The organism is Nevskia sp. (assembly GCF_051860985.1).
Lineage (GTDB): Bacteria > Pseudomonadota > Gammaproteobacteria > Nevskiales > Nevskiaceae > Nevskia.
On sequence record NZ_JBIMKV010000001.1, the window covers coordinates 291228 to 316163 of the forward strand.

Consider the following 24936-nt stretch of genomic DNA (forward strand, 5'->3'; position numbering starts at 1 on the left):
ATCCAGCGAGTACGGTCGTGCACTGTAGGAAAAATCAGGCCGGCGCGTCGGTAATCGCGCGTGTCGACAGGCGCTCAGGCACGCCGTTCGCGCCACCACACGAGGCTGGCCAGCAGCAGCCAGCCGAGCCAGAACGGCAGGCGCGGCAGCGGCCGCCAGACGCGGACGGCCGCCGCGTCGCCAGCCGGCACCGCCGGCAGCTGGCCGGTCGCCGTGCGGTCGCGGGCGGCGCGCAGGCCGGCCGCGTCATCGGCCGCGCGGACGTACCACGGCTGCGTCGCGCCGCCGCTGTCCAGCTGCTGCCAGCCGGACGTGCCCGGCCAGACCGCCGCGCAGCGGTCGGCCGCCACCTGCAACGGCGTGCGGCTGCCATCCGGCCCCTGCAGCGCAGCAGCGGCGCCGAGGCCGCAGATCACCGCCCGTTCGCCAACCCAGCCGGAAGCCGGCAGCTGCGGCCCGGCTGCGGCAGCCGGCCGGGGCCGGGCCAGCGCGCCGAGTGCTGCGCTCCACAGCCCGCCGTGACGGGCGGCATCGCCGCCGAGCACCAGCCGGTAGCTGTCGAGCCAGATCCACAGCGCGATGCGCCCGGCCCCGCGTGGCGTCCAGGCGGCCAGCAGCCGGCCATCGTCGGCGCGCAGCAGCGGCGTCAGCGCCGCCGAATCGGCCAGCGTCACCGGTGCCGCCGTGAAATCGTGGCGCTCGCGCATCGCGAGCCGGTCGTCCAGCGTCACCGTCGGCGGTAGGTCGAGCGGCGTGGTCGGGAAGCCGAGCGCGGCCCAGTCGGCGGCGACCTCGGGCGGGAGCGGCCCGGTCAGCTTCAGCAGCAGGCCGAGCCCGCCGTCGACGGCCGCCAGCAACGCCGTCCGCTCGCCGGCCGCCAGCGCCGCCCAGGCGCGTTCATCGATCACCAGCAGATCGAGGCGCGCCAGCGACGCGGCTGTCAGCGCCACCTCGGCCGGCGCCAAGCCATCGGCGTTCAGCGCCACGCCTTCGCTGAGGCCGGCCCGGTAGCGAACCTCCAGGCCGGCATCCTGCGCCCAGCGCCGCAGGTACTTGGCATCGGCGTCGGGCGTCGCCGCCCGGTAGGCCAGCGACAGCCGCTCGCCCGGCTCGATCCGCAGCGGCACAGCGGCGTGGTCAACCAGCCGGTCGCCGGCATCGAAGGCGCGCAGTTCGAACGGCACGGTGGCCACCGCCCGGGCCAGCGCCGACACGCTGAACGCGCCCTGGCCGTCGACGGTCGCGACATCGACCTGCGCCCCGCCCGGCTCGTGCAGCGCCACGCGCACCACCGGCCCGGCGACCCGGCCGCGAATCACCGGCCGGGTGCCGACCGGCACCCGGTCCGGCACTTCCAGCGCGACGATGCCGGCTTCCGGCGCGGCCTCGAACTGCAGCGGCAGGGCGCGCGCGGCATCCAGATCGCGCGGCGGCAGGCCGTGGCCGATCACCCGCAGCCGCCGGCTGTCCGGATGGCGGCGCAGCGCGCTGGCCAGATCCGGCACCCACTCGGCGCGCGCCGGCGCCGCCGCGCCCGGCAGCGCCACCAGCGGCGCCAGCCACGGCAGGCCGCGCTGCTGGGCCGCCGTGGCGCCGGGCGTCAGCACGGTCAGGGTGCCGACCTCCACCGGCAACGACGGTGGCGCGAGGCTCGCCGCCAGCAGCAGCGCCATCGGCAGCGGCAGCCAGCGGCGCGGGTCCCGCCACGGCAGCCGGCGGTAGTGCCAGAGGCCGAGCAGCGCCATCGCGGCGACCAGCAGCAGGGCGACGTTCACCGCGCAGCCTCCGGCGCCGTGCCGGGCAGTGCCTCGAGCCAGGCGCGGCCGGCGGCATCGGGCTGGCGTCGCGCCGTCACCGCCGCTGGCGGCACCGGCAGCAGCGGCCAGAGACGCGCGGCCAGCGCCCGCCGGCAGTCGCCACAGGCGGGATCGCGACGCAGGCGATCGGCAGCGGCCAGCAGGCCGAGCGCGTCGGGTGTCTCCGGATGCATCTGCAGCCAGGCCAGCAGCGGCGCGGTGTCCACCGGCAGGCGGCGGGCGTCGTCGAGCTGGCGCAGCAGCGCCGGCACCGGCGTGTCGTCATCGAGGGGCGGATCGAGCGCGCGGCTGGAATCGGCCAGGCCGGCGCGCTCGCCGCTGAGCCGACGCGTGGCATCGAACGGCGGCAGCTCCAGCCCGGTGCGCGCCAGATGGATGCGCTCGGCCTGCTGCACCTGCTTGATCAGCGTCAGCGCCTTGTACTCGTAAGGCAGCGCCGCATCGGGCCGGGCCTGGCGCAGCTGCAGCTCGGCCTGCCACATCTCGTTCAGTGCGGCGCGCAGCAACTGCTTGGTGGCCGGGTCCATCAGCGTCGCGGCTTCCGATTCGTTGTGGACGTGGCCGTAGTCGTGCAGCAGGTCGCCTTCCGTGCCGAACGCGGCCGGCGCGGCGGTCTCCGCCGTCTCCTCGTGCGGCCGGCCGCTCTCGAACTCCTCGCCGAGAAATTCGCCGTAGCGCAGGCGCAGCAGCTTCTGGTCGACGCCAATCGCATCGGCGTCCTTCAGCAGGCGCTCGGCGCTGATCGTCGGCCGCGCCGCCTGCAGCGCCTCGGTGTCGAGAATGATCTGCCGCTGGCTGCGGAAGTAGGCCGGCGCCACTTTCTGCACCGCCCCTTCCAGGCCTTCGCTCAAGGCGCTGCCGGCGGCCGGCCAGCGCAGGATCAGGCTCGGGCTCTGGCTGCGCTGCGGCGTCGTCGCGCGGCGATCGCTGACCGCCAGCTGCACGATCAGGTCATCGCCCTGCGCGTAGCCGAGCGCCTTCAGGTCAAGCGTCTTCCGGTAGCGGCGGCGGCGATCGTCGCCGTCCCCGTCGAGCGGCAGGCGCTGCTCGCGCAGCTTCAGCTGATCGCCCGCGCCCTGCGCCAGCCGCAGGCTCAGCTCGGCCGCACCGAGGCCATAGTCGTCGCGGGCTTCGAAGTCGAGCGACCACTCGGCCGGCGCGGCCTCGACCACGGTCAGCGTCTGCGCTGGCGCGTGGACGAGGATCTCGGGCGGCTGGTCAGCGCGGGCATCGAGCCGGTAGCCGCGATCGTCGGCCAGCGCCGCCGCCCCGCCGAGCTCGATCCGGTACAGGCTGGCGCGGTCGATCACCCGGCTGCCGGTCCAGGCCGTGCCGTCGTACGCCAGCGGCAGGCGGCTGCCGTCGTGAAAGCGCAGCGCCACCGCGTCGGCGCGGCGATCGAGCGTCAGCCGCCAGTCGACCCGGCTGCCGGCGGGCAGCGCGGCATCCAGCGCCTCCACCGTGTGCTGCGGCAGGCCGGTGTAGGCCGGCGGCTGGATCGCCAGCCGCGCCAGCACGATCCGCGTGCCGCCGGCCTCGGCCGGCTGGCCTGCGGCCGGCGGCAACGCCGGCAGCACCGCGCCGAGCCGCGACCAAAGCGGCGCGCTGGCGACCAGCAGCAGCGCCACCGCCAGCAGCCGCAGCAGCCGGCGACGCGGCCACTGCCGGCACAGCTGCGGCCTCGTCTGCGCCAGCTGCCCTGCCAGCCGCGCCCGGATGCGCGCCTGCTGCAGCGCCGCCAAGGTGCCGGCCGGCAGCGTGACACCGACCGCCAGCGCGCTGCTGTCTTCCAGCGCCGGGCAGCGGGCATCGAGCGCCTGCAGCAGCCAGCGCCGGTCGTGGCGGCGACGGTGGGCGACCGCCGCCACCACCAGGCCGAGCAGCGCCGCCACCAGCACCGCTGCCGCCGCCCGCGCGCCGCCCAGCGCAGCCGCCTGCGCCGACAGGCCCAGCGCCAGCGGCAGCACGGCGGCCGCGTCGATCAGCAGCGCGCGGCGCAGCGCAGCGCGGCGCAGCCCGGCCAGCGGACGCCACAGCGCGGCAGCGTCGCCGTTCATTCGGCCGGCTGCCGTCGTCGCGCGGCCAGCGCGCGTTCGAGCAGCGCGACGGCGGCGATCGCCACCGCCAGCCACGGCGCCAGCGGCGTCGCTGCGCCTCGCGAGGGCTGCGCCGCCTTCAGCGGCGCCACCGCGACGGCCGGCGCCCGGTCGGGCACTGCCGGCGACGGTCCGAGCAGCGCCCGCAGTTGCCGTGGCCGCTGCGGATCGCGCAGCGCCGGCCAGGCACCGGCGTCGAGCGGGCCAGCCAGCGCGCACAGCCGGCCGCGCCCGGCGGACTGGCAGCGCAGCAGCGGCGCGCCGTCGTCGTCGCGCAGCAGCACCTCGCCGTCGGCCGCAGCATCGCCGTACAGCACGGTCAGGCCGTCGGCCGCCTGCGTGCGCAGCGCGGCATCGGGCGGCGAGTCGGTGATCAGCAGCGCCTGCCCGGCCGGCAGCGGCGCGCCCGGCGGCGCGTCATCAACCGCCAGCGCCATGCCGTCGGCCCGCCACGCCGCCAACAGCGCGCGCGCCAGCACGGCGGCAGCGGCTTCCGCACGGATGGCGATCGGGAACGGTCGCGTGGAGGTCGTCTCCGGTGGCGGTGACGGCCCGCCGGGCAGCACCCGCCAGTCGACCTCGCGGCCTAGCTGCAGACGCTCGCCATCGAGACCGGACAGCTGTTCGGGCAGCACCACGATCAGGCGCACCGCCGGCGGCAGTTCGGCATCGAGCGCACGGATCAGGCTGGTCGGCGACGCTCCCGGCCCGGTGGGCAGCCCGATCGGCGTCGCGTCGAGCGGCGGGTTGCCGACCGCCAGCCAGCGCCAGTCCGCCAGCGGCGCATCGACCGCCGCGCGCGCCGCCTCCGGCGCGATGCCGGGCAGCACCCGCACGACCGTGCGCGGCGGTTCGCCGCTGGCCCGCCATTGCGGCTCGGCCAGCAGCGCGGCCAGCAGCGCGACCAGCAGCAGCCGCAGCGCCAGCAGCAGACGCTCGTCGAGCTGCCACTGGCGGCGCGGCGGCGCGCGCGCCGCCAGCCAGTCGAGGGCGGCGAACGGAATCGCGCCCGGCAGGCGCCAGCGAACCCGGTGGATGACCAGCGGCACCAGCAGCGCCGCCAGCGCCAGCCCGCCGGTGGCGGGCGCAGCGAAATCGATCATCGGCCGTGGCCGCGAGTGCCGAACAGCGCGTGCAGCGCAGCGTCCGGTGCCTCGTCGAGCCCCTGCTCGACGGCGATCACGCCGCTGCCGGCCAGCATCCGCAGCTGCGCGCGGCGGGCTTCGGCGAAGCGCTCCAGGAAGCCGCTGCGGGCGGCATCGGCATCGACGGCGCGGGCGCGGCCGCTTTCGGGGTCGACGAAGCGCGCTGCACCGGCGAACGGGAAGCGGGTTTCAGCCAGGGTCAGCAGGCGGATCACGCGAACATCGCGCCGGGCGGCCGCCAGCTGCCGGCAGCGGTCGAGCAGCGCCGGATCGAAGCCATCGCTGATCACCACCACCAGCGCATCGGGCGCGATCTGCGCGGACAGCCCGGGCAGCGGCGCGCGGGCATCGTCGCGGCCATCAGCCGACAGGCTCGCCAGCAACTGCAGCAGGCGATCGCGATGGCGCGCGCCGGCTGCTGCCGGCAGGCCGCATACGGTCGCGCCGCCGGTGCCGATCAGCCCGACGCTGTCGCCCTGGGCGATGGCCCGCTCGGCGAGGCCGGCCGCCAGCAGTTTGGCGGCATCGAGCCGGGCGTGGTCCGGCCGCACGGCGTCGGCCTGCGCCATCGAGGCCGAACAGTCGATGACCAGCCAGACGGTCAGCGGGCTGTCGCGGGTGGCATCGCGGACGAAGTGCCGGTCAGAGCGGGCGTACAGCTTCCAGTCGATCTGGCGCGGCTCATCGCCCTGCCCGTAGGCCCGGTACTGCGCGAATTCCAGGCCGGCGCCGCGACCGCGGCCGGCATGCAGGCCGAGCCCCTGGCCATCCGGCCGCAGCCGGCTGCTGATCTGCAGGCGGCCCAGCCGGGCGCGGACTTCCGCCGGCAGCAGCGCGGTCACGGCAGCAGTCGCCCGACACGGCCGGCCGGCCAACGGCGGCCGCCGCTCATGGCGCCGGCAGCGCGTCCAGCACGGCAGCCACCACGTCATCGGTGCTGCGGCCTTCGGCTTCGGCCGCGAACGACAGCAACAGGCGATGGCGCAGCACCGGCGCGGCGAGCGCGCGAATGTCGTCGCGGGTGACCGCCAGCCGGCCGTGCAGCAGCGCCCGAGCCTTCGCGGCCAGCGCCAGCGCCTGCCCGGCGCGCGGACCGGCGCCCCAGCGCAGCCATTCACGCACCGCAGTCACCGGCGTGTCCTGCGGCCGGGTGGCGCGCACCAGCCGCGTGATCCAGGCCAGTAGCGGGTCGGACAACGGCACGTCGCGGGTCAGCCTCTGCAGCGCCAGCACCTGTTCGCCGCTCATCACGGCCTGGATCGCCTGCACGGCGCTGCCGGCGGTCTGGCGGATGATCGCCTGCTCCTCGGCCTCGCTCGGATAGTCGACGCGGACATGCAGCAGGAAACGATCGAGCTGCGCTTCCGGCAGCGGATAGGTACCGGCCTGCTCGATTGGGTTCTGCGTGGCCAGCACGAAGAACGGCTCCGGCAGCGGCCAGGTGGTGCCGGCGTAGGACACCGTGTGCTCCTGCATCGCTTCGAGCAGCGCCGCCTGGGTCTTCGGCGGCGTGCGGTTCAGTTCGTCGGCCAGCAGCAGGTGGGTGAACACCGGGCCTTTCTGGAACTTGAAGCTGCGCCGGCCGGTACCGTGGTCTTCCTCCAGGATTTCGGTACCGAGGATGTCGCTCGGCATCAGGTCGGGCGTGAACTGGATGCGCCGGAATTCCAGCGCCAGCGCCTGCGACAGCGCCCGCACCAGCAAGGTCTTGCCGAGCCCCGGTGCGCCCTCGAGCAGGCAATGCCCGCCGGCCAGCAGGCCGACCAGCAACTGCTCGACCACCGCTGTCTGGCCGACGATGACCCGGGCGATCTGCGTGCGGACCTCGCCGAGCGCCGCGAGCTGGGCGGTGACGGCGGCTTCGGTCAAGGGGGTCGTGTCAGCCATGGTCGGGTTCGAAGTGGGGTTCGTCGCGCCGTCATTTCGGCGCAGGCCGGAATGACGGCGGCAGCGGATCGCGATGGTTCATGCCGTCAGCGCGTAGACGACGATGTTGACCGCGAACTTGGTGTTGTCCTCGGCGTTGAAGCGCTTGTTGCGCCAGTCGTAATCCCATTCGCAGCCGTAGTCCTTGTTGCTGTACAGCAAGCCGAGGCGGCCGTTGATCTCGATGCCCTTGAGGTAATCGTGGACCAGATCATCGCCCCAGCCGTTGAGTTCGATGGTGTTCGGCGGCGGGCCGTCGAAACGGAAGAAGCTGCGGTAGACGGCGTGCGTGTTGGGCAATTTCTTCAGGCTGTCGGCGCCGAAGATCGAGGCCATTTCCTGCTCGAAGCTTTTGGCGAACAGGCCGTCGATGTCGTGGTTGCAGTCGTCGACGAACACGAAGCCGCCGTTGCGCACGTAGCTTTCGAAGTTGCGCCGTTCGTCCGGTGTGAACGACAGCAGGCGATTGCCGGCCAGATAGACGAACGGCGCGGCCAGCATCCGGGGGTCGGCCAGCGGGATGACCTTTTCCTCGGGATCGACCCGCAGGGTCGTGTACTGGGTCAGCGTATCGATGATGTTCGACGGCATCCGCTGGTCCACGTCCCAGTTGCCGGACTCGTACTGCAGCCGGGTGAACCAGAAGTCGTAGACCGCTGCGGACGCCGCCGTCATCAGACCGCGTCGGACAGCGAGGTGAAGGTGAACTCGCGGATCTTCATCGGCGGGACCAGCATGATGAACGGAGACTCGTCATCGCCGACCCGCTCCGGCTTGCCCAGCTCGTCGACGTTGTTGAGCATGATCACCGGCGACTCGTTCCAGCGAAAGTTCTTGATCGGGTACTTGATCTCGCCGTTCTCGATGTAGAAGGTGCCGTCGCGGGTCAGCCCGGTCAGCAGCACGGTCTGTGGATCGACCGAGCGGATGTACCAGGTGCGGGTCACGAGGATGCCCTTCTTGGTCGACTTCACCAGGTCCATCGTCGACTTGCTGCCGCCGACCATGATCAGGTTGCCGGGCTGGCCGATCGCCCGGGTGTTCTTGGCCTTCGCCCAGTAGCGCGAGTACTGCAGGCTGTCGACCTTGCCGTTGGTGATGATGGCCTGCTTCTCGCGCTTGAGACCGTCGTTGTCCCAGGGCAGCACGGCGGCGCCCGGATGGGCCGGATCGCTGAACAGCGTCACCTTGTCGTCGAACAGCTTTTCGCCGAGACGATTGCCGCCGCCCTTCTTGGTCAGAAAGCTGCGGCCCTCGTCGGCCGAGCGGGCGTCGAAGCCTTGCATCATGAAACTGATCAGCCCGGCGCTGGCCGCCGGTTCGAGGATCACCGTGTACTTGCCGGGCTCCAGCGCCTTGGCGTCGACCGACTGCTGCGCCTTGGCGATCGCGGTCTGGATTTCGGACTTGGCATTGAACTGGCCGACGTCGGCGACATTGCGCGCCACCCAGCCGGAACCGCGCGCATCTTCCGTGCGCACCGTGCAGGTGAAATCGACATTGGTCGACTGCTGGTAGCCGAAGTTGCCCTTGGAATTGGCCAGTGCGGAGAAGCGCACGGCGTCGCTGAAGAAGCCGGCGGCCACCAGCTTGCCGGCCTTCGACGGCACGATGCTGTCGGCGGCGACCTGGGCGCGGTACTCCGGCGTGATACCGGCGGTAGCGGCGACATAGGTCGGCGTCGCCGGGTAGTCCTGCTTGCCGATCGCCGGCATGAACTCCGGATTGTCCGGGGCCAGCCTGGCCAGGTCTTCGGCGCGCTTGACCACCCGCGCGAGAGCGGCGTCATCGAACTCGTTGATGGTGGCGGTGCCGACCTTCTTGCCAAACGCCACCTGCACGGCGAGTTCGCAGTTGCTGACGATGCCGGAGGTCGACACCGAGTTCAGCGCGTAGCGGATGTTGCCGGCCACCGAGCCTTCGAGCGTGGCGGTGCATTCGTCGGCCTTCGACAGCTTGATGACCTTGTCGAGAATCGCCTTGGCCTGTGCTTCGGAATAGATGCTCATGGATAGACGGGGTCCTTAGCCGAGGCTGCGCGCGGTGTTGATGACATTGATGCCGTTGAAGCGGGCCGTCGACGACCCGTGCGACACCGCCGACACCTGGCTGGGCTGGCCCTTGCCATCGAAGAACGAGCCGCCGAAGCGGTAGTCACGCTCGTCGCAGATCGCGCTGCAGGCGCCCCAGAACTCCGGCGTGCGGATCTGGTAAGCCACATCCTCGATCTGCTCGGTGATCTTGCCGTCCTTGATTTCGTAGAACAGCTGGCCGCCGAACTGTGCGTTGTAGCGCTGCTGGTCGATCGAGAACGAGCCGTCGCCGACGATGTAGATGCCGCGCTCGACGTCCTTGATCATCTCGTCGACCGTGAGCTTGGCCTTGCCCGGCGCCAGCGAGACATTGGCCATGCGCTGGAACTGCACGCTCTGCCAGGAATCGGCGTAGCAGCAGCCCTGGGAGGCCTTGGCACCGATGATGTGGGCCTGGTCGCGGATCGCCTGGTAGTTGACCAGGATGCCGTCCTTGACCAGGTCCCAGCGCTGGGTGGCGATGCCTTCGTCGTCGTAGCCGACCGCGCCGAGCGTGTTCGGCTGCTGCTTGTCGGCGAACAGCGTGACCGCCGGGCTGCCGTACTTGAAATCCTTCGACTTCCACTTGTCGAGCGTGGCGAAGCTGGTGCCGGCGTAATTGGCTTCGTAGCCGAGCACGCGGTCGAGTTCCAGCGGATGGCCGACCGATTCGTGGATGGTCAGCCACAGGTGCGAGGGATCGAGCACCAGATCGTACTTGCCGGGCTTCACCGAGCGCGCGGTGAGCTTGGCACGGGCCTGCTTAGCGGCCGCCACGGCGTCGGCCACCATGTCGTAGGAATCGGTGTAGCCGATCACCCCGCCCGGCAGCTTCAGCTTTCCGGACGGCTTGGCGTCCAGATATTCGTAGCCCATGCCCATCGGCGCCGACAGCTCGCTGCGGGTGCGGAACTTGCCGCTCTTCTTGTCGATCGCGGTGACCTGCATCGGGGTCCAGATGCGGTGGATGTCCTGATCGATGTAGCTGTTGTCGGTGGAGGCGAAATACTTCTGCTCGTTGACGAGGAACATCACCGAGTTGACGTAGTCGGCGCCGGCCTTCAGTGCAGCATTGTTGACCGCCATCAGCAGGTCGACCTTTTCCTTGACCGGGACCTGCATCGCGTTCTTCTTGATCGGCGTGGCCCAGGACACTTCGCCGACACCCTTGGTCGGCGCCAGCTGCACCGGCACGCTCTGGAACTTGGAATTGGCCTTGGCGATCGCCGCAGCCTGCTGCGCCGCCTTGGCAACGGCATCGGGCGACAGGTCGCTGGTGGCCGCGAAGCCCCAGGTGCCGTTGACGATCACCCGGATGCCGATGCCGGTCGATTCGGTGTTGACCACGTTCTCGACCCGCGTCTCGCGGGTGATCACGAACTGGCGCAGGTAGCGGCCGATGCGGGCGTCGGCGTAGGTCGCGCCGGCCTTGGTCGCGGCGTTCAGCGCGACGTCGGCGAGCGACTTGCGCAGCGCCTTGTCGGCCGGGCTGGCCAGCACCTCGGCCGCCACCGCGTGGCCGTAGACCGGCAGCATCAGCGCGCCGACGCTGGTGCTGGTGCGTTTCAGGAAGTCGCGTCTATCCATCGGAATCGCCATCTCCAGGGAATCTGCTCGGGGTTGCACCGAGTGGCGCGCCCGGCAGGCGGCGCGCGACGCGGCACATGAAGGCAGTAGGACAGCGGGCGCCGGGGAATCGTTTGAACGGGTTTGATCCGGCCGTCACCCGCCCGCAGTCGCTGCCGGGCGAACCGCTGCAGCAGGAATCGCGCCGTTCTGCTACTTCGGCCGGCTGCAGAACGTGTAGGCGCCGCTGCCTTCGTAGGAATAGACGCGCCAGCGATAGCGGTAGGCGCTGCTGCCGGTCGCGTTGATCGCTTCGGTGGAGCCGCCCGAGGTCGACGAGGCGACGTTCGCCCAGGTCGTGCCATCGGTGGCGCGCCGCTGCAGGTACAGGTCGAAGTCGGCGGCGTCCGGGCCGCTGAGGCGGCCGTTCAGCGCGGCACCGGCTGCCACCGTGAAGCCGCCGCTGCCTGGCTCGTAGACCGAACTGCCGCTGCGCGCCAGGCTGCCGGTGTGGACGACGTAGCCGCTCGGGCAGGCCGACGGCGGTGGCGGCGGGGGTGGTGGTGGCGTTGCCGAGCCGAGTGCCGCAGCGGCATCGACGATGCCGGCACCGCACTGGCTGCAGGTGGCCGGGAACGGCCGCGCGGTGGCCTGCAGGCGCGCCAGCACCTGATCCGGCGTGATCGACGGGTTCTGCGCATACAGCAGCGCCGCGACGCCGGCCACTACCGGCGCCGCCATGCTGGTGCCCTGGTAGTAGGTGTAACTGTCGGCAGCCGGCGTGCGGGTGCCGGCGTTAAAGGTGGACAGCACGCCGTTGGCGTCGCTGCGCTGCTGGTCGCCGCCGGGCGCGGCAATCTCCACCACGCTGCCGAAGTTCGAGTAGTAGGCGCGGCCGCCGCTGCGGCCGACCGAGGCCACGGTGATGACGCCGCTGCAGTTGGCCGGCGATTCGTTGGCCGCATTGGCGTTCGAGTTGCCGGCCGCCACCACGACCGTGGACCTGCGGCTGCGGGCGCTGTTGATCGCCGCCTGCGTGGTCGCCGAACAGCTGCCGTCGCCGCCGAGGCTCAGGTTCAGCACCCGAGCCGGGTAGGCATTGGCCGGTACGCCGCTGACCGTGCCGCCGGAAGCCCAGATGATCGCGTCGGCGATGTCCGACGTGGTGCCGCCGCAGCGGCCAAGGACGCGCACCGGCAGCAGCCGCGCATCGAAGGCCACGCCGGCGACGCCGAGCGCGTTGTCGGCACGCGCCGCCGCGATGCCGGCGACGTGGGTCCCGTGCCAGCTGGAGGCGCTGGCTGGCGAGCCGCTGCCGCACTGCCCTGCTGCGTTGTAGTCGCCGGGGTCGGCGGCATCGGCATCGCGACCGTTGCCGTCGTTGTTGCCGGTCGACGAGATGAAGTCGTAGCCGCCGACCACGGCGCTGCCGAAATCCGCATGCGGGCGGTAGCCGGTGTCGAGGATGGCGATGGTCACGCCGCTGCCGGTGCTCAAGTCCCAGGCCGCCGGCGCGCGGATGCCGGCGACGCTGTCGCTGAGATGCCATTGCTCGCTGTAGCGGCTGTCGTTCGGCACCCGCAGCGGCTTCATGATGCGGTCTTCTTCGGCGTATTCGACGCGCGGATCGGCCGACAGCTCGGCCAGCAGCTCGCGCAGTTCGCGATCGTCGAGATCGCGATCGACGCGGATCAGCTCGGCGCCGGTGGCCAGCCTGCGCAGCCGCGCAAGCAGCAGGCCGCGGCGCTGGCCGAGCACGCTCAGGCGTTCGGTGAGTGCCTGTCCCGCCATACCGGTGTCCGCCACCGGGTCGCGGTACTTGACGATGACCTGCTGCGGAAAGCCGTCCCTGGCGACGGCGGCCGGCGTGGCCATCGACAGCACGGCAGCGACGCCGGACAAGATCGCGCCGCGCACGGCGGCACCTGGATAGCGCATGGACACGCCTCGGATGTGGTGGTGATGGAACTGCTGACGCGACCGGCCGGGCCAATCCCGCCGTTCAGAGCGGACGGCTGAGAATGTCCGATTCGCCTTCGAGGCGGCCGATCACGACGGCGCCGCAACCGTCGCCATAGACGTTGACCGCCGTACGGCACATGTCGAGCACCCGATCGACCGCCAGCAGCACGCCCAGCCCTTCGAGCGGCAGGCCGACCGCGCCCAGGATGACCGCGATCGCGACCAAGCTGGCCGATGGAATGCCGGTGACGCCCATCGAGGTGACGACCGCCATCGCGACGATCACGAACTGGGTGACCAGGTCGAGCTGCAGGCCGTAGGCCTGGGCCAGGAACATCGCGGCCGCGCATTCGTACAGCGCGGTGCCGTCGAGATTGATCGCTGCGCCCAGCGGCAGGGTGAAGCCGGTGACCCGCTCGGAAACGCCGGCGCGATGGCGCAGGCAGTCGAGCGTGACCGGCAGCGTGCCAGCCGAGCTGGAGGTCGAGAAGCCGGTCAGCAGCGCCGGGGTCATCGCCCGCAGCATGCGCAGCGGCGACACCCGGCCGATGACCGCCAGCAGCAGCGACATCGTCACCAGCAGGTGGAACAGCAGTCCGCCGAGCGTCGCGAAGAAGAACAGCGCGAGCGGCCGGATCGCATCGGCGCCGGTCGCCGAAAAGGCCTTCGCCACCAGCGCGAACACGCCGACCGGCGCGCAGCGCATCACCAGCGCGGTGATGTGCATCATCGTTTCCCGGACCCCGGCCCAGAAATCGCGCTGGACTTGGCCGGCGGCGCCGGGAATCCGCGCCGCGAAGATGCCGAACAGCATGCTGAAGAAGACCAGGCCCAGCAGATCGCTTTCCGCCGCCGCCTTGATCGGATTGGGCGTGACGAGCCGGTAGAAGACATCGCCGACATCGGACAGCTTGGCGCTGCTGACGTGTTCGCTGAGCTGTCCAGCACCGCTGGCCAGCCCGAGCAGTTCGCGCGCCGGCCGGCCGTCGACGATGCCCGGCTCGACCAGGTTGACCATCGCCAGGCCAGTGACCACCGCGAGCACGGTGGTGGCCGTGTAGAACAGCATGGTGCGGACACCGATCCGCGACAGGGCGCCGGCATCGCCGAAGGTCGACATGGCGCTGATGATCGACGACACGATCAGCGGCACGACGACCATCTTCAAGGCATTGAGAAACAGCCCGCCCACGAAACCGCAGGCCGCGAATACCCGGCTATCGGACGGGACCAGCATTCCCACCAGTACCGCGAGCCCCAGTGCGATGGCGATCTGCCAGTGGGATTTCATCGCGCGATCCTGGGGGGCGGGAGCCGGGCTACGGCAGCGGCGCTTCTTCGGCCGGCAGTGCCTTGACCTCGACCTTGATGGTCTTCTTCAAGGCTTCGCGGTAGGCGTTGAACTCGGCGCCGGCGCGCGCATCACGCAGGGTCGCCAGTTCGGTGTCGCGCTCGTGGCCATCCTTCTCGCGGCCATCGCGTACCGAGCTGACGGCGATCACGGCGACCGCACCGTCCTCGAGGGTGGCATTGCCGGCGCTGACGGCGGCACCGACCGGCCGCGGCAGCTTGAACGCCGTCTGCAGCAGCGCCAAGCCGACGCCGCTCTTGTTGCGCGTCACGCCGTCCTGCTTCTGCACGGTGGCGCCGATACTGGCGGCCACTTCGTCGATCGACTTGCCGGCCTTGATATCGGCCAGCGCCTTGGCGGCATCGGCATCGGCGAGCTTGCGGGCTTCCTCGTTGCGCAGGGCCTCGCGCAAAGTCGCCTCGACTTCGGCGAGTTCACGCTGGCGGGGGGCTTCGTACTCGGCCTTGCGGATCACCACGAGCCGGTCGGCATCAAGCGCGATCGGCTTGGAGTTGACGCCATCGGTCAGCACGTCGCGCGAGAATGCGGCTTCGATCACCGCCGGCGTGGCTGCGATGCCGGCACCGCCGGCCCGCGTGAACCAGTCGGTCGTCTGCACGCTGAGGCCGAGCGCCTTGGCCACCGGCTCCAGCGTCGATTCGTTCTCGAATGCCAGCTGTTCGAGTTGCTGGGTCTTTTCCTGGACCTTGGCCTGCAGGTCCTTGTTGACGTAGAGATCGGTCAGCGCCTTCTGGACGGCGGGGGCTTCGAAGGCTTCGGTGTGCGCCGGCACCAGTTCGGTCAGCTTGATGATGTGCCAGCCGAACTCGGTTTCCACCGGCTCGCTGACTTCGCCAGCGGCGTTCATCGCATAAAGCGCAGCCTCGAACTTCGGCGGCAAAAGGCCGTCGCCACGCTTGACGATGCCGAGGTCGCCACCCTTGTCCTTGCTGCCAGTGTCGTCGGACACCGACTTCGCCAGTTCGGCGAAATCGGAGCCGCTCTTCAGCTTCGCCGACAGCGATTCGATCTTCTTGCGCGCAGCGTCCTTGTCGGCGCCGAAATTCACCAGGATGTGGCTGGCGCGACGCGTTTCCGGCGTCGTGAAGCGCGACTTCTCGGCCTCGTAGAGCGTCTTCAAAATGTCCGTGCCCGGCGCTTCGGCCTTCTGGATGCTGCCCTGCGAGAGCTCCACATAGGCCAGCTTCATGCGCTCGGGAGCCTGCAAGGTTGCCTTGCGCTCCTCGTAACGCGCCGCTACCTGCTCCGGCGTGACGTTGACCGTTGGCAGGTACTTGGCGGGATCGAACTGCAGATAGCTGAAGTCGCGCTCCTGCTTGGCGAGCCGGGTGGCCAGCGCCGCTTCGTCCGCCGTGACGACGGCGCTGCCCAGAATGCTGTCACGCAGCTGGTCGACGATCAGGCTGTCGCGCTGCTGGGCTTCGAAGCTGTCCGGCGTGTAGCCGTTCTGTGCCAGCAGCTGGCGGTAGCGTTCCGGCGAGAACTTGCCGCTGTCCTGAAACGCGGGAATGGCGGTGAGGTAATCGCGCAGGGCGGCATCGCCGGCACGGTAGCCACTGTTCCGGGCTTCGGCTCGCAGCAGGGCGTCCTGAACCATGTCCTGCAGCACGTTCTCACGCATCCGCTGCGGGTTGATCTGGTCGGCGCGGAAGTTCTCGCCGAGCAGCTGCTGCAGCTGCCGGTAACGCTGGTCGTAGGCGCGCCGCAGCTGATCTTGGGTGATCTTCGTATCACCAACCTTCGCAATCGTCGGGTTGGCGTTGCTCTGGAAATAACCTTCGATTCCACTGAAGGCGAACGGGATACCGATGATGGCAAGCAATACGCCGACGATGAGCGGGCCGTTCAGGCTGTCGCGGATTTGCTGCATCATGGGTTTCGGTCTCGCAAATAGAAAGGGCGCTCAATGAGCGCCCTGGGGTGTTACATGGCGGAGCGGACGGGACTCGAACCCGCGACCCTCGGCGTGACAGGCCGATACTCTAACCGACTGAGCTACCGCTCCGCGAAACTTCAAAATCTGTACTTCTAACCAATGAGTTGGTGGGTGCTGAGGGGCTCGAACCCCCGACTCCCGCCGTGTAAAGGCGATGCTCTACCAACTGAGCTAAGCACCCTTCTCGTTTCGGGCTGTCACTCCCGAACTGGTTTGCTACTTTACCGCATCCTTCAGCGCTTTGCCAGCCTTGAACGTTGGATTCTTGCTGGCTTCGATCGTGAGGGTCTTGCCCGTCTTCGGGTTGCGGCCAGTACGAGCAGCGCGCGTGCGGTTCGAAAACGTGCCGAATCCTACCAGAGAAACCTTGTCGTCGCTCTTCAGCGCGGCTGCGATCACATCGATGAAAGAGTCGATGGCATTGCCGGCGTCAGTCTTGGTGAGTCCCGATTTTTCGGCGACGGCAGCAATCAGCTCGGATTTGTTCATGTAAGTGCGTCCCCTCGAATGGTTTGATCGACGTGAGCCGATGCTGGCGATCAGGCCCGCTGCAGAATGCCGGGGACTTGAAGGGCTTGCTGTAGCGGAAAGCCGCCGGCGGGAATTGCACGGCCGAGCATCGGAGCACGCCTTATATCAAGCAGGTCCAGGAGCGTCAACGAAACTCCACTGCAGCAGTGCTCGCCGCAGGGAGCCTCGTCGCGTGCGATCCGAACGAGTCGATCAATGCGGTCGAACGCCGTCGTTGGAGGTCGGAGTCGGCGCTGCCGCGCCCTCGACGACCGGCTTGGCTTCCGGCATCCGTTCCAGCGCGATGCGCAGCACTTCTTCAACCCAGCGCACCGGCTCGATATCGAGCTTGCCCTTGATGGTGTCCGGGATCTCGGCGAGATCCTTGACGTTCTCCTGCGGGATGATCACGGTACGAATGCCGCCACGCTGCGCAGCCAGCAGCTTTTCCTTCAGCCCCCCGATCGGTAGGACCTCGCCGCGAAGCGTGATTTCGCCCGTCATTGCGACATCGGCCCGAACCGGGATGCCGGTCAGCGCCGATACCAGCGCGGTGCACATACCGATGCCAGCCGATGGTCCGTCCTTCGGCGTCGCGCCTTCCGGCACATGCACGTGCAGATCGTGCTTCTGATAGAACTCCGGGTCGATGCCAAGCTGCTTGGCGCGCGAACGAACGACGGTCAGCGCCGCCTGGATCGACTCCTGCATGACCGTGCCGAGGCTACCGGTCTGAGTCATCTTGCCCTTGCCCGGCGTCAGCGCCGATTCGATGGTCAGCAGTTCACCGCCGACTTCGGTCCAGGCCAGACCAGTGACCTGCCCGACCTGATTGGCTTCCTCGGCGCGGCCATAGCGGTAGCGCGGCACGCCAAGATACTTGTCGAGATTCTTGTCGGTGACCTTGACCGTCTTGTCGGTCGGCTTCAGCAGCACCTGCTTGACCACCTTGCGCGCGATCTTCGACATCTCGCGCTCCAGACTGCGCACGCCGGCTTCGCGGGTATAGGTGCGGATGACCGCCCGCACCGCGCTTTCGCTGATTTCCAGTTCCGACTCCTTGAGGCCGTTTTCCTTGATCTGCTTCGGAATCAGGTAACGCCGTGCGATGTTGAGCTTCTCGTCCTCGGTATAGCCGGGGATACGAATGACCTCCATGCGGTCGAGCAGCGGCCCCGGAATGTTGAGCGTATTCGCGGTGCAGATGAACATCACGTCGGTCAGATCGAGGTCCACTTCCAGATAGTGATCCTGGAAGGTGTTGTTCTGCTCGGGGTCCAGCACTTCGAGCAGCGCCGACGAAGGATCGCCACGGAAGTCCGTGCTCATCTTGTCGATCTCGTCGAGCAGGAACAGCGGATTCTTCACGCCGACCTTGGTCAGATTCTGGACGATCTTGCCCGGCAGCGAACCGATGTAGGTCCGGCGGTGGCCGCGGATCTCGGCTTCGTCACGCACGCCGCCCAGCGACATGCGCGCGAACTTGCGGTTGGTCGCCTGCGCGATCGAGCGGCCCAACGAGGTCTTGCCGACGCCGGGCGGACCGACGAGGCACAGGATCGGGCCCTTCAGCTTCTTCACCCGGCTCTGCACCGCGAGATATTCGAGGATGCGTTCCTTGACCTTCTCCAGACCGTAGTGATCGGCGTCGAGCTGGTCCTGCGCCTTCGGCAGATCGATGTTGGCCTTGGTGGTCTTCTTCCACGGCACCTGCGTCATCACGTCGAGATAATTGCGCACGACGGTCGCTTCCGCCGACATCGGCGGCATCATCTTCAGCTTGTTCAGTTCGGCCGTAGCCTTGGCCTTGGCGGCCTTCGGCATGCCGGCCTTGGCGATCTTGCGCGCCAGTTCTTCCTGCTCGTTCGGCGCATCGTCCAGCTCACCCAATTCCTTCTGGATGGCCTTCATCTGCTCGTTCAGGTAGTACTCGCGCTGATTCTTCTCCATCTGCTGCTTGACCCGCCCACGGATCTTCTTCTCGATCTGCAGGATGTCGATCTCGCCTTCGAGCTGCGCCAGCACGTATTCCAGGCGCGGCTTCGGATCGCCGATCTCCAGCACCTTCTGCTTGTCTTCGAGCTTCAGCGACAGATGGGCGGCAATCGCATCCGCAAGCCGGCCGGGGGAATCCATGCTGGTCAGGCTGGGCAGCAATTCAGCCGGCACCTTCTTGTTCAGCTTCACGTACTGCTCGAAGGTCGCCACCGCCGTCCGCATCACGGCATCGGCCTCGCTGCCGCCCGACCCGCTTTCGTCCGCAGGAATGACGCGGAAATCGGCGGTCAGATAGTCGCCGTTCATTTCCAGCTTCAGCACCTGCGCGCGCTGCGCGCCTTCGACCAGCACCTTGACGGTGCCATCGGGCAGCTTCAGCAACTGCAGGATCGACGCCAGCGTGCCTGTGTCGTACAGGTCGTCGACGCCGGGCTCGTCGGTGTCGGCGTGCTTCTGTGCCACCAGCAGGATGCGCTTGCCATCCTGCATCGCCGCCGTCAGCGCCTTGACCGACTTCTCGCGACCGACGAACAGCGGAATCGCCATGTGGGGGTAGACCACCACATCGCGCAGCGGCAACACCGGCGTGGATGCTTCATTCGTGCTGGACACTGTCGGAACCTCGGTCGAGTTCGGTGACATCGGAATAAGACGTTTCGGTGATTATGCAGTACGTGGGAGGTGCGTCCCGCGCCGGCCTTTTCAAGCGTGGCGCAGGCACCGATCGCCCTCCTGAACAAAAAAACCCGCCGCGGACAGCCCGGGCGGGTTCTCGACAGCCCAAAGCGTGTCAGGCCGAGTTCTTGACGTCGCGGCGCGGCGCCTCGAGGTTCTCGTAGACGATGAAAGGCTTCGCCTCCCCTTTCACCACCGACTCGTCGACCACCACCTTCGACACGTTCTGCATCGACGGCAGGTCGTACATCACGTCGAGCAAGATGGTCTCGAGGATCGTGCGCAGGCCGCGGGCACCAGTCTTGCGATCACGTGCCTTCCGCGCGATGGCGTTCAGCGCGTCCTCGCGGAACTCCAGCTGACAGCCTTCCATCTGGAACAGCTTGGCGAACTGCTTGACCAGCGCGTTCTTCGGCTCCTTGAGGATCGAGATCAGTGCCTTCTCATCCAGCTCTTCCAGCACGGCGAGCACCGGAAGGCGGCCGACGAACTCGGGAATCAGGCCGTAACGGATCAGGTCCTCGGGCTCGACGCCCAGCAGCATCTTCGACACCTGCGCCGCATCCTTCTGCGACTTCACATCGGCGCCGAAGCCGATGCCGGTCTTCTCGGTACGGTGCTGGATCACCTTGTCGAGGCCCGCGAACGCGCCACCGCAGATGAACAGGATGCCGGCCGTGTTGACCTGCAGGAACTCCTGCTGCGGATGCTTGCGGCCGCCCTGCGGCGGCACGCTGGCGATGGTGCCCTCGATCAGCTTCAGCAGCGCCTGCTGCACGCCTTCACCGGACACGTCGCGGGTGATCGACGGGTTTTCGCTCTTGCGCGAGATCTTGTCGATCTCGTCGATGTAGACGATGCCGCGCTGCGCCTTCTCGACGTCGTAATCGCACTTCTGCAGCAAGCGCTGAATGATGTTCTCGACATCCTCGCCGACATAGCCGGCTTCCGTCAGCGTCGTCGCATCCGCGATCGCGAACGGCACGTCGAGCAGCCGCGCCAAAGTTTCCGCCAGCAGCGTCTTACCTGAGCCGGTCGGGCCAATCAGCAGGATGTTCGACTTCGACAGCTCCACGCCATCCGTCGAGCCCTTCTGGCTCAGACGCTTGTAGTGGTTGTACACGGCCACCGACAGCACCTTCTTGGCCTGGTCCTGGCCAATGACGTACTCGTCGAGCACCGCACGGATTTCCTGCGGCTTCGGCAAGCCCTTGACCTGCGGCTTGGCGTGCACTTCCTCGCGGATGATGTCGTTGCACAAATCGACGCATTCGTCGCAGATGTACACCGACGGGCCCGCGATCAGCTTGCGGACTTCATGCTCGCTCTTGCCGCAGAACGAGCAATACAGCACACGGCCACCTTGCGTGCCGCTGCGTACGTTGTCAGGCATTTCCGACCTCAATCAAGGTTCTGAATCCTTATAGCATCATGTCAGGTGACAACGGAATGACTGCAATTCCCGTGCTGTGTCGCAGGTCCTGCCCGGCGTCGGAAATCCGGCGCAGGACCTGCGGCACGGGATTGCGTCAGGCCGCCGGAGCCGCCGCGCGCTTGTCGATGATCTGGTCGATCAGGCCGTAGGCCTTGGCCTGCTCGGAGTTCATGAAGTAGTCGCGCTCGACATCGCTGGCCACCTTCTCGATCGGCTGGCTGCAATGGTCGGCCATCAGGCGGTTCAGCTTTTCGCGCAGGTACAGGATTTCCCGCGCCTGGATCTCGATGTCGGTCGCCTGGCCCTGGGCACCACCGGACGGCTGGTGAATCATCACCCGCGAATTTGGCAGCGCGTAACGCTTGCCCTTGGTGCCGGCCGACAGCAGGAAGGCGCCCATGCTGGCCGCCTGGCCGATGCACATCGTCGACACATCCGGCTTGATGAACTTCATCGTGTCGTAGATCGACAGGCCCGAGGTGATCACGCCACCCGGCGAGTTGATGTACAGGTGGATGTCCTTGTCGGGGTTCTCCGACTCCAGGAACAGCAGCTGGGCGACCACCAGGTTCGCCATGTGGTCGTCGATCGGACCGACGAGGAAGATCACGCGCTCCTTCAGCAGGCGCGAATAGATGTCGAACGCGCGTTCGCCGCGGGCGGTCTGCTCGACCACCATCGGGACCAGCTGCGAGCGGTTGCGGAGGTCAGTCATTCGGATTTCCAGTGGTTATCGGTGTAGTCGGGACGCGCCGGCCATCGGCAGCCGGCGCGTGCCGCCGGCTCCTCGCCGGCGCTCTCAGGCAGGTTGGGCCTGATTCTGCGATTTCAACAAGTCTTCGAGCGACATCGCTTCCTCGGTCACCTGGGCGCCGGCGACCAGCAGCTCGACGACCTGTTCCTCGATCACCACGCTGCGCAGGCCCTGCATCAGGTCCTGGCGCTGCTGGTACATCTTCACCACTTCGGACGGGTCCTCGAAATCGGCGGCGATCGCCGACAGCGCCGCTTCGACGCGGGCCGGATCGAACTGCACGTTGCGAGCGTTGATGATCTCGCCGATCAGCAGGCCCAGCGCCACGCGGCGCTTGGCCGACGGCTCGAACATTTCCGCCGGCAGCATCGCGCGCAGCTGCTCCGGCTTCAGCTTCTGGGCCGGGTTGTTGGCGCCGATCCGGTTGGCGGTTTCGGCGCGCATGCGCTCGACTTCCTCGGCCACCAGGCCGGCCGGCACGTCGATCGGGTGCAGGTCGAACAGCTGCTCCATCACTTCGCGCTTCAGGCGGTTGTTGACCGCCTTGTTGCGTTCGGTTTCCAGCGCTTCGCGGCACTTGGCGCGCAGGCCCGCTTCGCCGCCTTCCTCGATGCCGTGGGCGGTCAGGAACGCTTCGTCGATCTCCGGCAGGCGCGCTTCACGCACTTCCTTGAGGTTGACGGTGAACACGGTCTTCTTGCCGGCCAGCGTTTCGTTGCGGTAATCGGCCGGGAAATTCACCTCGACGTCGAAGGTTTCGCCAGCAGCGTGGCCGATCAGGCCGTCTTCGAGGTCCGGCAGGAAGCGGCGCTCGCCGATCTCGACCGAGGCGTTGTCGCTCTTGCCGCCCTGGAAGGCTTCACCGTCGAGCTTGCCTTCGAAATCAAGCGTCACCACGTCGCCCTGCTGGGCCGGCCGTTCGACCACCGCCAGCGTGCGGCGCGACTTGCGCAGATTGTCGATCAGGCGCTCGACATCGGCGTCGGTCACCTCGACCTGCGGACGCACGAGCTTGAGGCTCGACAGGTCGCCCAGCGTGATCTCCGGGTAGACGTCGAAGCTGGCGACGTAGACCAGCGGCTGGCCGACCGCTTCGGTGGTGACCTGGAAGTTCGGCTGGCTGGCCGGCTGGATCTTGACCTGGTCAAGCGCCTGCGGCCAGGTGGTGCGCACCAGTTCGCTGACCGCGTCGTTGCGCGCATCGGCGCCGTACTGCTGCTGGATCACCTTCAGCGGCGCCTTGCCCGGACGGAAGCCCGGAACCCGCACGCGGCTGGCAAGACGCTTCAGGCGCTCGCCGATTTCGTGCTCGAAACGATCGGCCGGGATCGTGACATGCAGCCGGCGCAGCAGGCCGCCGGCGGATTCGACTTGAACTTCCATCGTTAAAGACTCTTCGAGATTGTGATGATGATGGGTGGCCGCCTTGCCCGGATGGGGTCTCCCGGCGGTCTGTTGTGCGCGGTCTGCGGATTCACGGCGGCAACCGGCCGTCGGGATGAGCGTCAGCGGCGCGGATTGCGGGTGTGCGAAAGGCGAGACTCGAACTCGCACGCCTTGCGGCGCTGGAACCTAAATCCAGTGCGTCTACCAATTCCGCCACTCTCGCCCGGTGCTCGCGCCGGATTCCTGCCGCCCACGACCGGCGACGCAGGGCGCGAGTATATCAGCGGCCGACTGCCGACGGCCCGGCTGGCAGGGCGGCCGCAGGGCGTCGTGATCCGCCGCGATCAAGCTGCCAAAATGGCGGGCCGCTGCTCGCCGCCCGGCTATCCCTGCCCTCTTCTCGCCGTCCATGCTCCCCGGCTTCGCCCGCCCCCTGCTGATTCCCGGCCTGCTGGTGCTGCTGCTGGCGACGGTTGCCGTGGCGCTGAACGCCGGCACCATCGACATCGACTGGTCCGCGCTCGGCGGTGATGGCGCAGCCCCCACCGCGCTGCTGCAGTTGCGCCTGCCGCGCATCGTGCTGGCGGTACTGATCGGCGCCGTGCTGGCGCAGACCGGCGCCGTCGCCCAGGCGCTGTTCCGCAATCCGCTGGCCGAGCCGGGCCTGATCGGCGTTTCGGCCGGCGCGGCGCTCGCTGCGGCGCTGGTCCACACCGCGCTGACCGGCTTCGCCAGCCGTCTGGCCCTGCCGGCCAGCCTGGTGCTGCCGGTGGCGGCCTTCGCCGGCGGCCTGGCGTCGGCGATGATCGTGCTGCGCCTGGCCCGCCGCGACGGCCAGACCGACATGACCACGCTGCTGCTGGCCGGCACCGCGATCAATGCCTTCGTCGCCGCGCTGGTCGGCCTGCTGTCGGCGCGTGCCGACGATGCCGGCCTGCGCGGCTTCACCTTGTGGATGTACGGCAACCTGGGCCGCGCCGGCTGGAACGAGATCGCCATCGCCGCGCCGGTGCTGCTGGCCGTCGCCCTCTGGCTGCCGCGCGAGGCGCGCGGCCTCGACGCGCTGCTGCTCGGTGACACCGAAGCCGCGCACCTCGGCCTCGATGTCGAGCGGCTGAAGCGCCGGCTGCTGGTTGCCGTGGTGCTGGCCACCGGCGCCTCGGTGTCGCTGGCTGGCGTCATCGGCTTCGTCGGCCTGGTGGTCCCGCATGCGATCCGGCTGCTCGCCGGCCCCGGTCACCGCCTGCTGCTGCCGGCCTCGGCCCTGCTCGGCGCGCTGCTGCTGACGCTTGCCGACACCGTCGCCCGCACGGCGGCGGCACCAGCGGAATGGCCGGTCGGCGCGCTGACCTCCGCGCTCGGCGCACCGTTCTTCCTGGCGCTGCTGCTGCGGATGCGCAGCCGGATCGGCCTGCCATGACCTTGGCCGCCACGGGCGTCTCGCTGGTCGGCGACGGGCGCCGGCTGCTCGACGACGTCAGCCTGCAACTTGAGCCCGGCACGCTGCACGTGCTGCTCGGCCCGAACGGCGCCGGCAAATCGACCCTGCTCGGCCTGCTGGCCGGCGACCGCGCCCCGGATGCCGGCCGGGTGATGCTCGACGACCGCGCCCTGCCCGATTGGCCACCAGCCCAGCTGGCGCGCCGCCGCGCGGTGATGATGCAGCGCGACGAACTGCGATTTCCGTTTTCGGTCGACGAGGTGGTGGCGCTGGGCCGCCTGCCCTGGCAGCGGCGCGAGCGATCGCCCGCCGAGCAGGCGGTCGTCCGTGCAGCGCTCGACGAAGCCGGCGCCGGCCCGCTGTCCGGTCGCCGCTATCTGGCGCTGTCCGGCGGCGAAAGGGCGCGCGTGCAGCTGGCCCGGGCGCTGGCCCAGATCCACGCCGACGCCGATGACCTGGCGGCACGCTACCTGCTGCTCGACGAACCCACCGCCAGCCTCGACTTCGCCTTCCAGCACCAGGTGCTGACGCGTCTGCGGCAACTGGCCGATCGCGGCGTCGGCGTGCTGGCGATCCTGCAGGACCCGAATCTGGCGCTGCGCCATGCCGACCAGGTCAGCCTGCTGGCGCAGGGTCGTCTGATCGCCTCCGGCCGCCCCGAAACGGTGCTGGAACCAACCCGGCTGAGCGCGCTCTACGGCCTGCCGATCGTGGCGGCGGCGCGGCCAGACGGCGGCTGGGCGCTGCTGGTCGAGGAAGCCTTGCGCAAAGGCCGCCCATGAGCCGCAAGCCGCTGGTTCCACTAGAGCTTCCATGTCATCGTGCCGGCATGCCCACCGGTCTTC

At 68.8% G+C, this 24936-nt stretch carries 18 protein-coding genes and 3 tRNA genes; 2 read left to right on the forward strand and 19 right to left on the reverse strand.

Annotated elements, in window-relative coordinates:
• Nucleotides 1-74 precede the first annotated feature (74 nt).
• From ACTIGJ_RS01290 to ACTIGJ_RS01380, 19 genes are all read right to left on the reverse strand, one after another.
• The gene (locus ACTIGJ_RS01290) at nucleotides 75-1775 is read right to left on the reverse strand and encodes a hypothetical protein (protein ID WP_439638458.1); all 1701 of its coding nucleotides are present in this window, start codon (nucleotides 1773-1775) and stop codon (nucleotides 75-77) included.
• Nucleotides 1772-3874, reverse strand: a complete 2103-nt coding sequence (locus ACTIGJ_RS01295; protein ID WP_439638459.1) for a hypothetical protein — start codon at nucleotides 3872-3874, stop codon at nucleotides 1772-1774. The genes ACTIGJ_RS01290 and ACTIGJ_RS01295 overlap by 4 nt, the downstream gene beginning before the upstream one ends.
• Nucleotides 3871-5016, reverse strand: coding sequence for a BatA domain-containing protein (locus ACTIGJ_RS01300; protein WP_439638460.1), 1146 nt, complete (start codon nucleotides 5014-5016; stop codon nucleotides 3871-3873). Before ACTIGJ_RS01300 ends, ACTIGJ_RS01295 begins: the two co-directional genes overlap by 4 nt.
• Nucleotides 5013-5900, reverse strand: a complete 888-nt coding sequence (locus ACTIGJ_RS01305) for a DUF58 domain-containing protein (RefSeq protein ID WP_439638461.1) — start codon at nucleotides 5898-5900, stop codon at nucleotides 5013-5015. Before ACTIGJ_RS01305 ends, ACTIGJ_RS01300 begins: the two co-directional genes overlap by 4 nt.
• Before the next feature lie 46 nt (nucleotides 5901-5946).
• Nucleotides 5947-6945, reverse strand: coding sequence for an AAA family ATPase (locus tag ACTIGJ_RS01310; RefSeq protein ID WP_439638462.1), 999 nt, complete (start codon nucleotides 6943-6945; stop codon nucleotides 5947-5949).
• 78 nt (nucleotides 6946-7023) lie between these two features.
• Nucleotides 7024-7659, reverse strand: coding sequence for a DUF4159 domain-containing protein (locus ACTIGJ_RS01315; protein ID WP_439638463.1), 636 nt, complete (start codon nucleotides 7657-7659; stop codon nucleotides 7024-7026).
• Nucleotides 7659-8993: a TldD/PmbA family protein gene (locus tag ACTIGJ_RS01320; protein WP_439638464.1), complete on the reverse strand. Its 1335-nt coding sequence runs from the start codon at nucleotides 8991-8993 to the stop codon at nucleotides 7659-7661. The genes ACTIGJ_RS01315 and ACTIGJ_RS01320 overlap by 1 nt, the downstream gene beginning before the upstream one ends.
• Nucleotides 8994-9008: 15 nt before the next feature.
• Complete coding sequence (locus ACTIGJ_RS01325; RefSeq protein WP_439638465.1) at nucleotides 9009-10643, reverse strand: TldD/PmbA family protein; 1635 nt, start codon at nucleotides 10641-10643, stop codon at nucleotides 9009-9011.
• Nucleotides 10644-10835: 192 nt separating this feature from the next.
• Nucleotides 10836-12560, reverse strand: coding sequence for a S8 family peptidase (locus ACTIGJ_RS01330; protein ID WP_439638648.1), 1725 nt, complete (start codon nucleotides 12558-12560; stop codon nucleotides 10836-10838).
• Between the two features lie 64 nt (nucleotides 12561-12624).
• Nucleotides 12625-13875: a dicarboxylate/amino acid:cation symporter gene (locus tag ACTIGJ_RS01335; RefSeq protein ID WP_439638466.1), complete on the reverse strand. Its 1251-nt coding sequence runs from the start codon at nucleotides 13873-13875 to the stop codon at nucleotides 12625-12627.
• A gap of 28 nt (nucleotides 13876-13903) precedes the next feature.
• On the reverse strand, nucleotides 13904-15829 hold the full coding sequence (locus ACTIGJ_RS01340; RefSeq protein WP_439638467.1) for a SurA N-terminal domain-containing protein: 1926 nt from the start codon (nucleotides 15827-15829) through the stop codon (nucleotides 13904-13906).
• Nucleotides 15830-15884: 55 nt separating this feature from the next.
• Nucleotides 15885-15961: transfer RNA gene (locus ACTIGJ_RS01345), tRNA-Asp, on the reverse strand.
• 36 nt (nucleotides 15962-15997) lie between these two features.
• Nucleotides 15998-16073 (reverse strand) — tRNA-Val (locus tag ACTIGJ_RS01350).
• A 35-nt stretch (nucleotides 16074-16108) separates the two neighbouring features.
• Nucleotides 16109-16381: an HU family DNA-binding protein gene (locus tag ACTIGJ_RS01355; protein ID WP_439638468.1), complete on the reverse strand. Its 273-nt coding sequence runs from the start codon at nucleotides 16379-16381 to the stop codon at nucleotides 16109-16111.
• Between the two features lie 234 nt (nucleotides 16382-16615).
• A complete protein-coding gene (gene lon / locus ACTIGJ_RS01360) occupies nucleotides 16616-19042 on the reverse strand; it encodes an endopeptidase La (protein ID WP_439638469.1) in 2427 nt (808 codons plus the stop codon).
• A 148-nt stretch (nucleotides 19043-19190) separates the two neighbouring features.
• Nucleotides 19191-20468: an ATP-dependent Clp protease ATP-binding subunit ClpX gene (clpX, locus tag ACTIGJ_RS01365; protein WP_439638470.1), complete on the reverse strand. Its 1278-nt coding sequence runs from the start codon at nucleotides 20466-20468 to the stop codon at nucleotides 19191-19193.
• 136 nt (nucleotides 20469-20604) lie between these two features.
• Nucleotides 20605-21225, reverse strand: coding sequence for an ATP-dependent Clp endopeptidase proteolytic subunit ClpP (gene clpP / locus ACTIGJ_RS01370; RefSeq protein ID WP_439638471.1), 621 nt, complete (start codon nucleotides 21223-21225; stop codon nucleotides 20605-20607).
• Nucleotides 21226-21309: 84 nt separating this feature from the next.
• Entirely contained in the window at nucleotides 21310-22647 is a 1338-nt protein-coding gene (gene tig, locus ACTIGJ_RS01375) for a trigger factor (RefSeq protein WP_439638472.1), read from the reverse strand.
• 144 nt (nucleotides 22648-22791) lie between these two features.
• Nucleotides 22792-22873 (reverse strand) — tRNA-Leu (locus ACTIGJ_RS01380).
• 186 nt (nucleotides 22874-23059) lie between these two features.
• On the opposite strand from ACTIGJ_RS01380, the gene ACTIGJ_RS01385 reads away from it, so the two are divergent.
• Both ACTIGJ_RS01385 and ACTIGJ_RS01390 read left to right on the forward strand, forming a co-directional pair.
• Nucleotides 23060-24070, forward strand: a complete 1011-nt coding sequence (locus tag ACTIGJ_RS01385; protein ID WP_439638473.1) for a FecCD family ABC transporter permease — start codon at nucleotides 23060-23062, stop codon at nucleotides 24068-24070.
• The gene (locus tag ACTIGJ_RS01390) at nucleotides 24067-24873 is read left to right on the forward strand and encodes a heme ABC transporter ATP-binding protein (RefSeq protein WP_439638474.1); all 807 of its coding nucleotides are present in this window, start codon (nucleotides 24067-24069) and stop codon (nucleotides 24871-24873) included. The genes ACTIGJ_RS01385 and ACTIGJ_RS01390 overlap by 4 nt, the downstream gene beginning before the upstream one ends.
• Nucleotides 24874-24936 lie beyond the last annotated feature (63 nt).

What these genes read in the sequence shown, in the direction of transcription:
- ACTIGJ_RS01295 (WP_439638459.1), bottom strand. Translation starts at nt 3,874, where the DNA reads ATGAACGGCGACGCTGCCGCGCTGTGGCGTCCGCTGGCCGGGCTGCGC.
- ACTIGJ_RS01300 (WP_439638460.1), bottom strand. Translation starts at nt 5,016, where the DNA reads ATGATCGATTTCGCTGCGCCCGCCACCGGCGGGCTGGCGCTGGCGGCG.
- ACTIGJ_RS01310 (WP_439638462.1), bottom strand. Translation starts at nt 6,945, where the DNA reads ATGGCTGACACGACCCCCTTGACCGAAGCCGCCGTCACCGCCCAGCTC.
- ACTIGJ_RS01315 (WP_439638463.1), bottom strand. Translation starts at nt 7,659, where the DNA reads ATGACGGCGGCGTCCGCAGCGGTCTACGACTTCTGGTTCACCCGGCTG.
- ACTIGJ_RS01320 (WP_439638464.1), bottom strand. Translation starts at nt 8,993, where the DNA reads ATGAGCATCTATTCCGAAGCACAGGCCAAGGCGATTCTCGACAAGGTC.
- ACTIGJ_RS01325 (WP_439638465.1), bottom strand. Translation starts at nt 10,643, where the DNA reads ATGGATAGACGCGACTTCCTGAAACGCACCAGCACCAGCGTCGGCGCG.
- ACTIGJ_RS01330 (WP_439638648.1), bottom strand. Translation starts at nt 12,560, where the DNA reads ATGCGCTATCCAGGTGCCGCCGTGCGCGGCGCGATCTTGTCCGGCGTC.
- ACTIGJ_RS01335 (WP_439638466.1), bottom strand. Translation starts at nt 13,875, where the DNA reads ATGAAATCCCACTGGCAGATCGCCATCGCACTGGGGCTCGCGGTACTG.
- ACTIGJ_RS01340 (WP_439638467.1), bottom strand. Translation starts at nt 15,829, where the DNA reads ATGATGCAGCAAATCCGCGACAGCCTGAACGGCCCGCTCATCGTCGGC.
- ACTIGJ_RS01355 (WP_439638468.1), bottom strand. Translation starts at nt 16,381, where the DNA reads ATGAACAAATCCGAGCTGATTGCTGCCGTCGCCGAAAAATCGGGACTC.
- lon (WP_439638469.1), bottom strand. Translation starts at nt 19,042, where the DNA reads ATGTCACCGAACTCGACCGAGGTTCCGACAGTGTCCAGCACGAATGAA.
- clpX (WP_439638470.1), bottom strand. Translation starts at nt 20,468, where the DNA reads ATGCCTGACAACGTACGCAGCGGCACGCAAGGTGGCCGTGTGCTGTAT.
- clpP (WP_439638471.1), bottom strand. Translation starts at nt 21,225, where the DNA reads ATGACTGACCTCCGCAACCGCTCGCAGCTGGTCCCGATGGTGGTCGAG.
- tig (WP_439638472.1), bottom strand. Translation starts at nt 22,647, where the DNA reads ATGGAAGTTCAAGTCGAATCCGCCGGCGGCCTGCTGCGCCGGCTGCAT.
- ACTIGJ_RS01385 (WP_439638473.1), top strand. Translation starts at nt 23,060, where the DNA reads ATGCTCCCCGGCTTCGCCCGCCCCCTGCTGATTCCCGGCCTGCTGGTG.
- ACTIGJ_RS01390 (WP_439638474.1), top strand. Translation starts at nt 24,067, where the DNA reads ATGACCTTGGCCGCCACGGGCGTCTCGCTGGTCGGCGACGGGCGCCGG.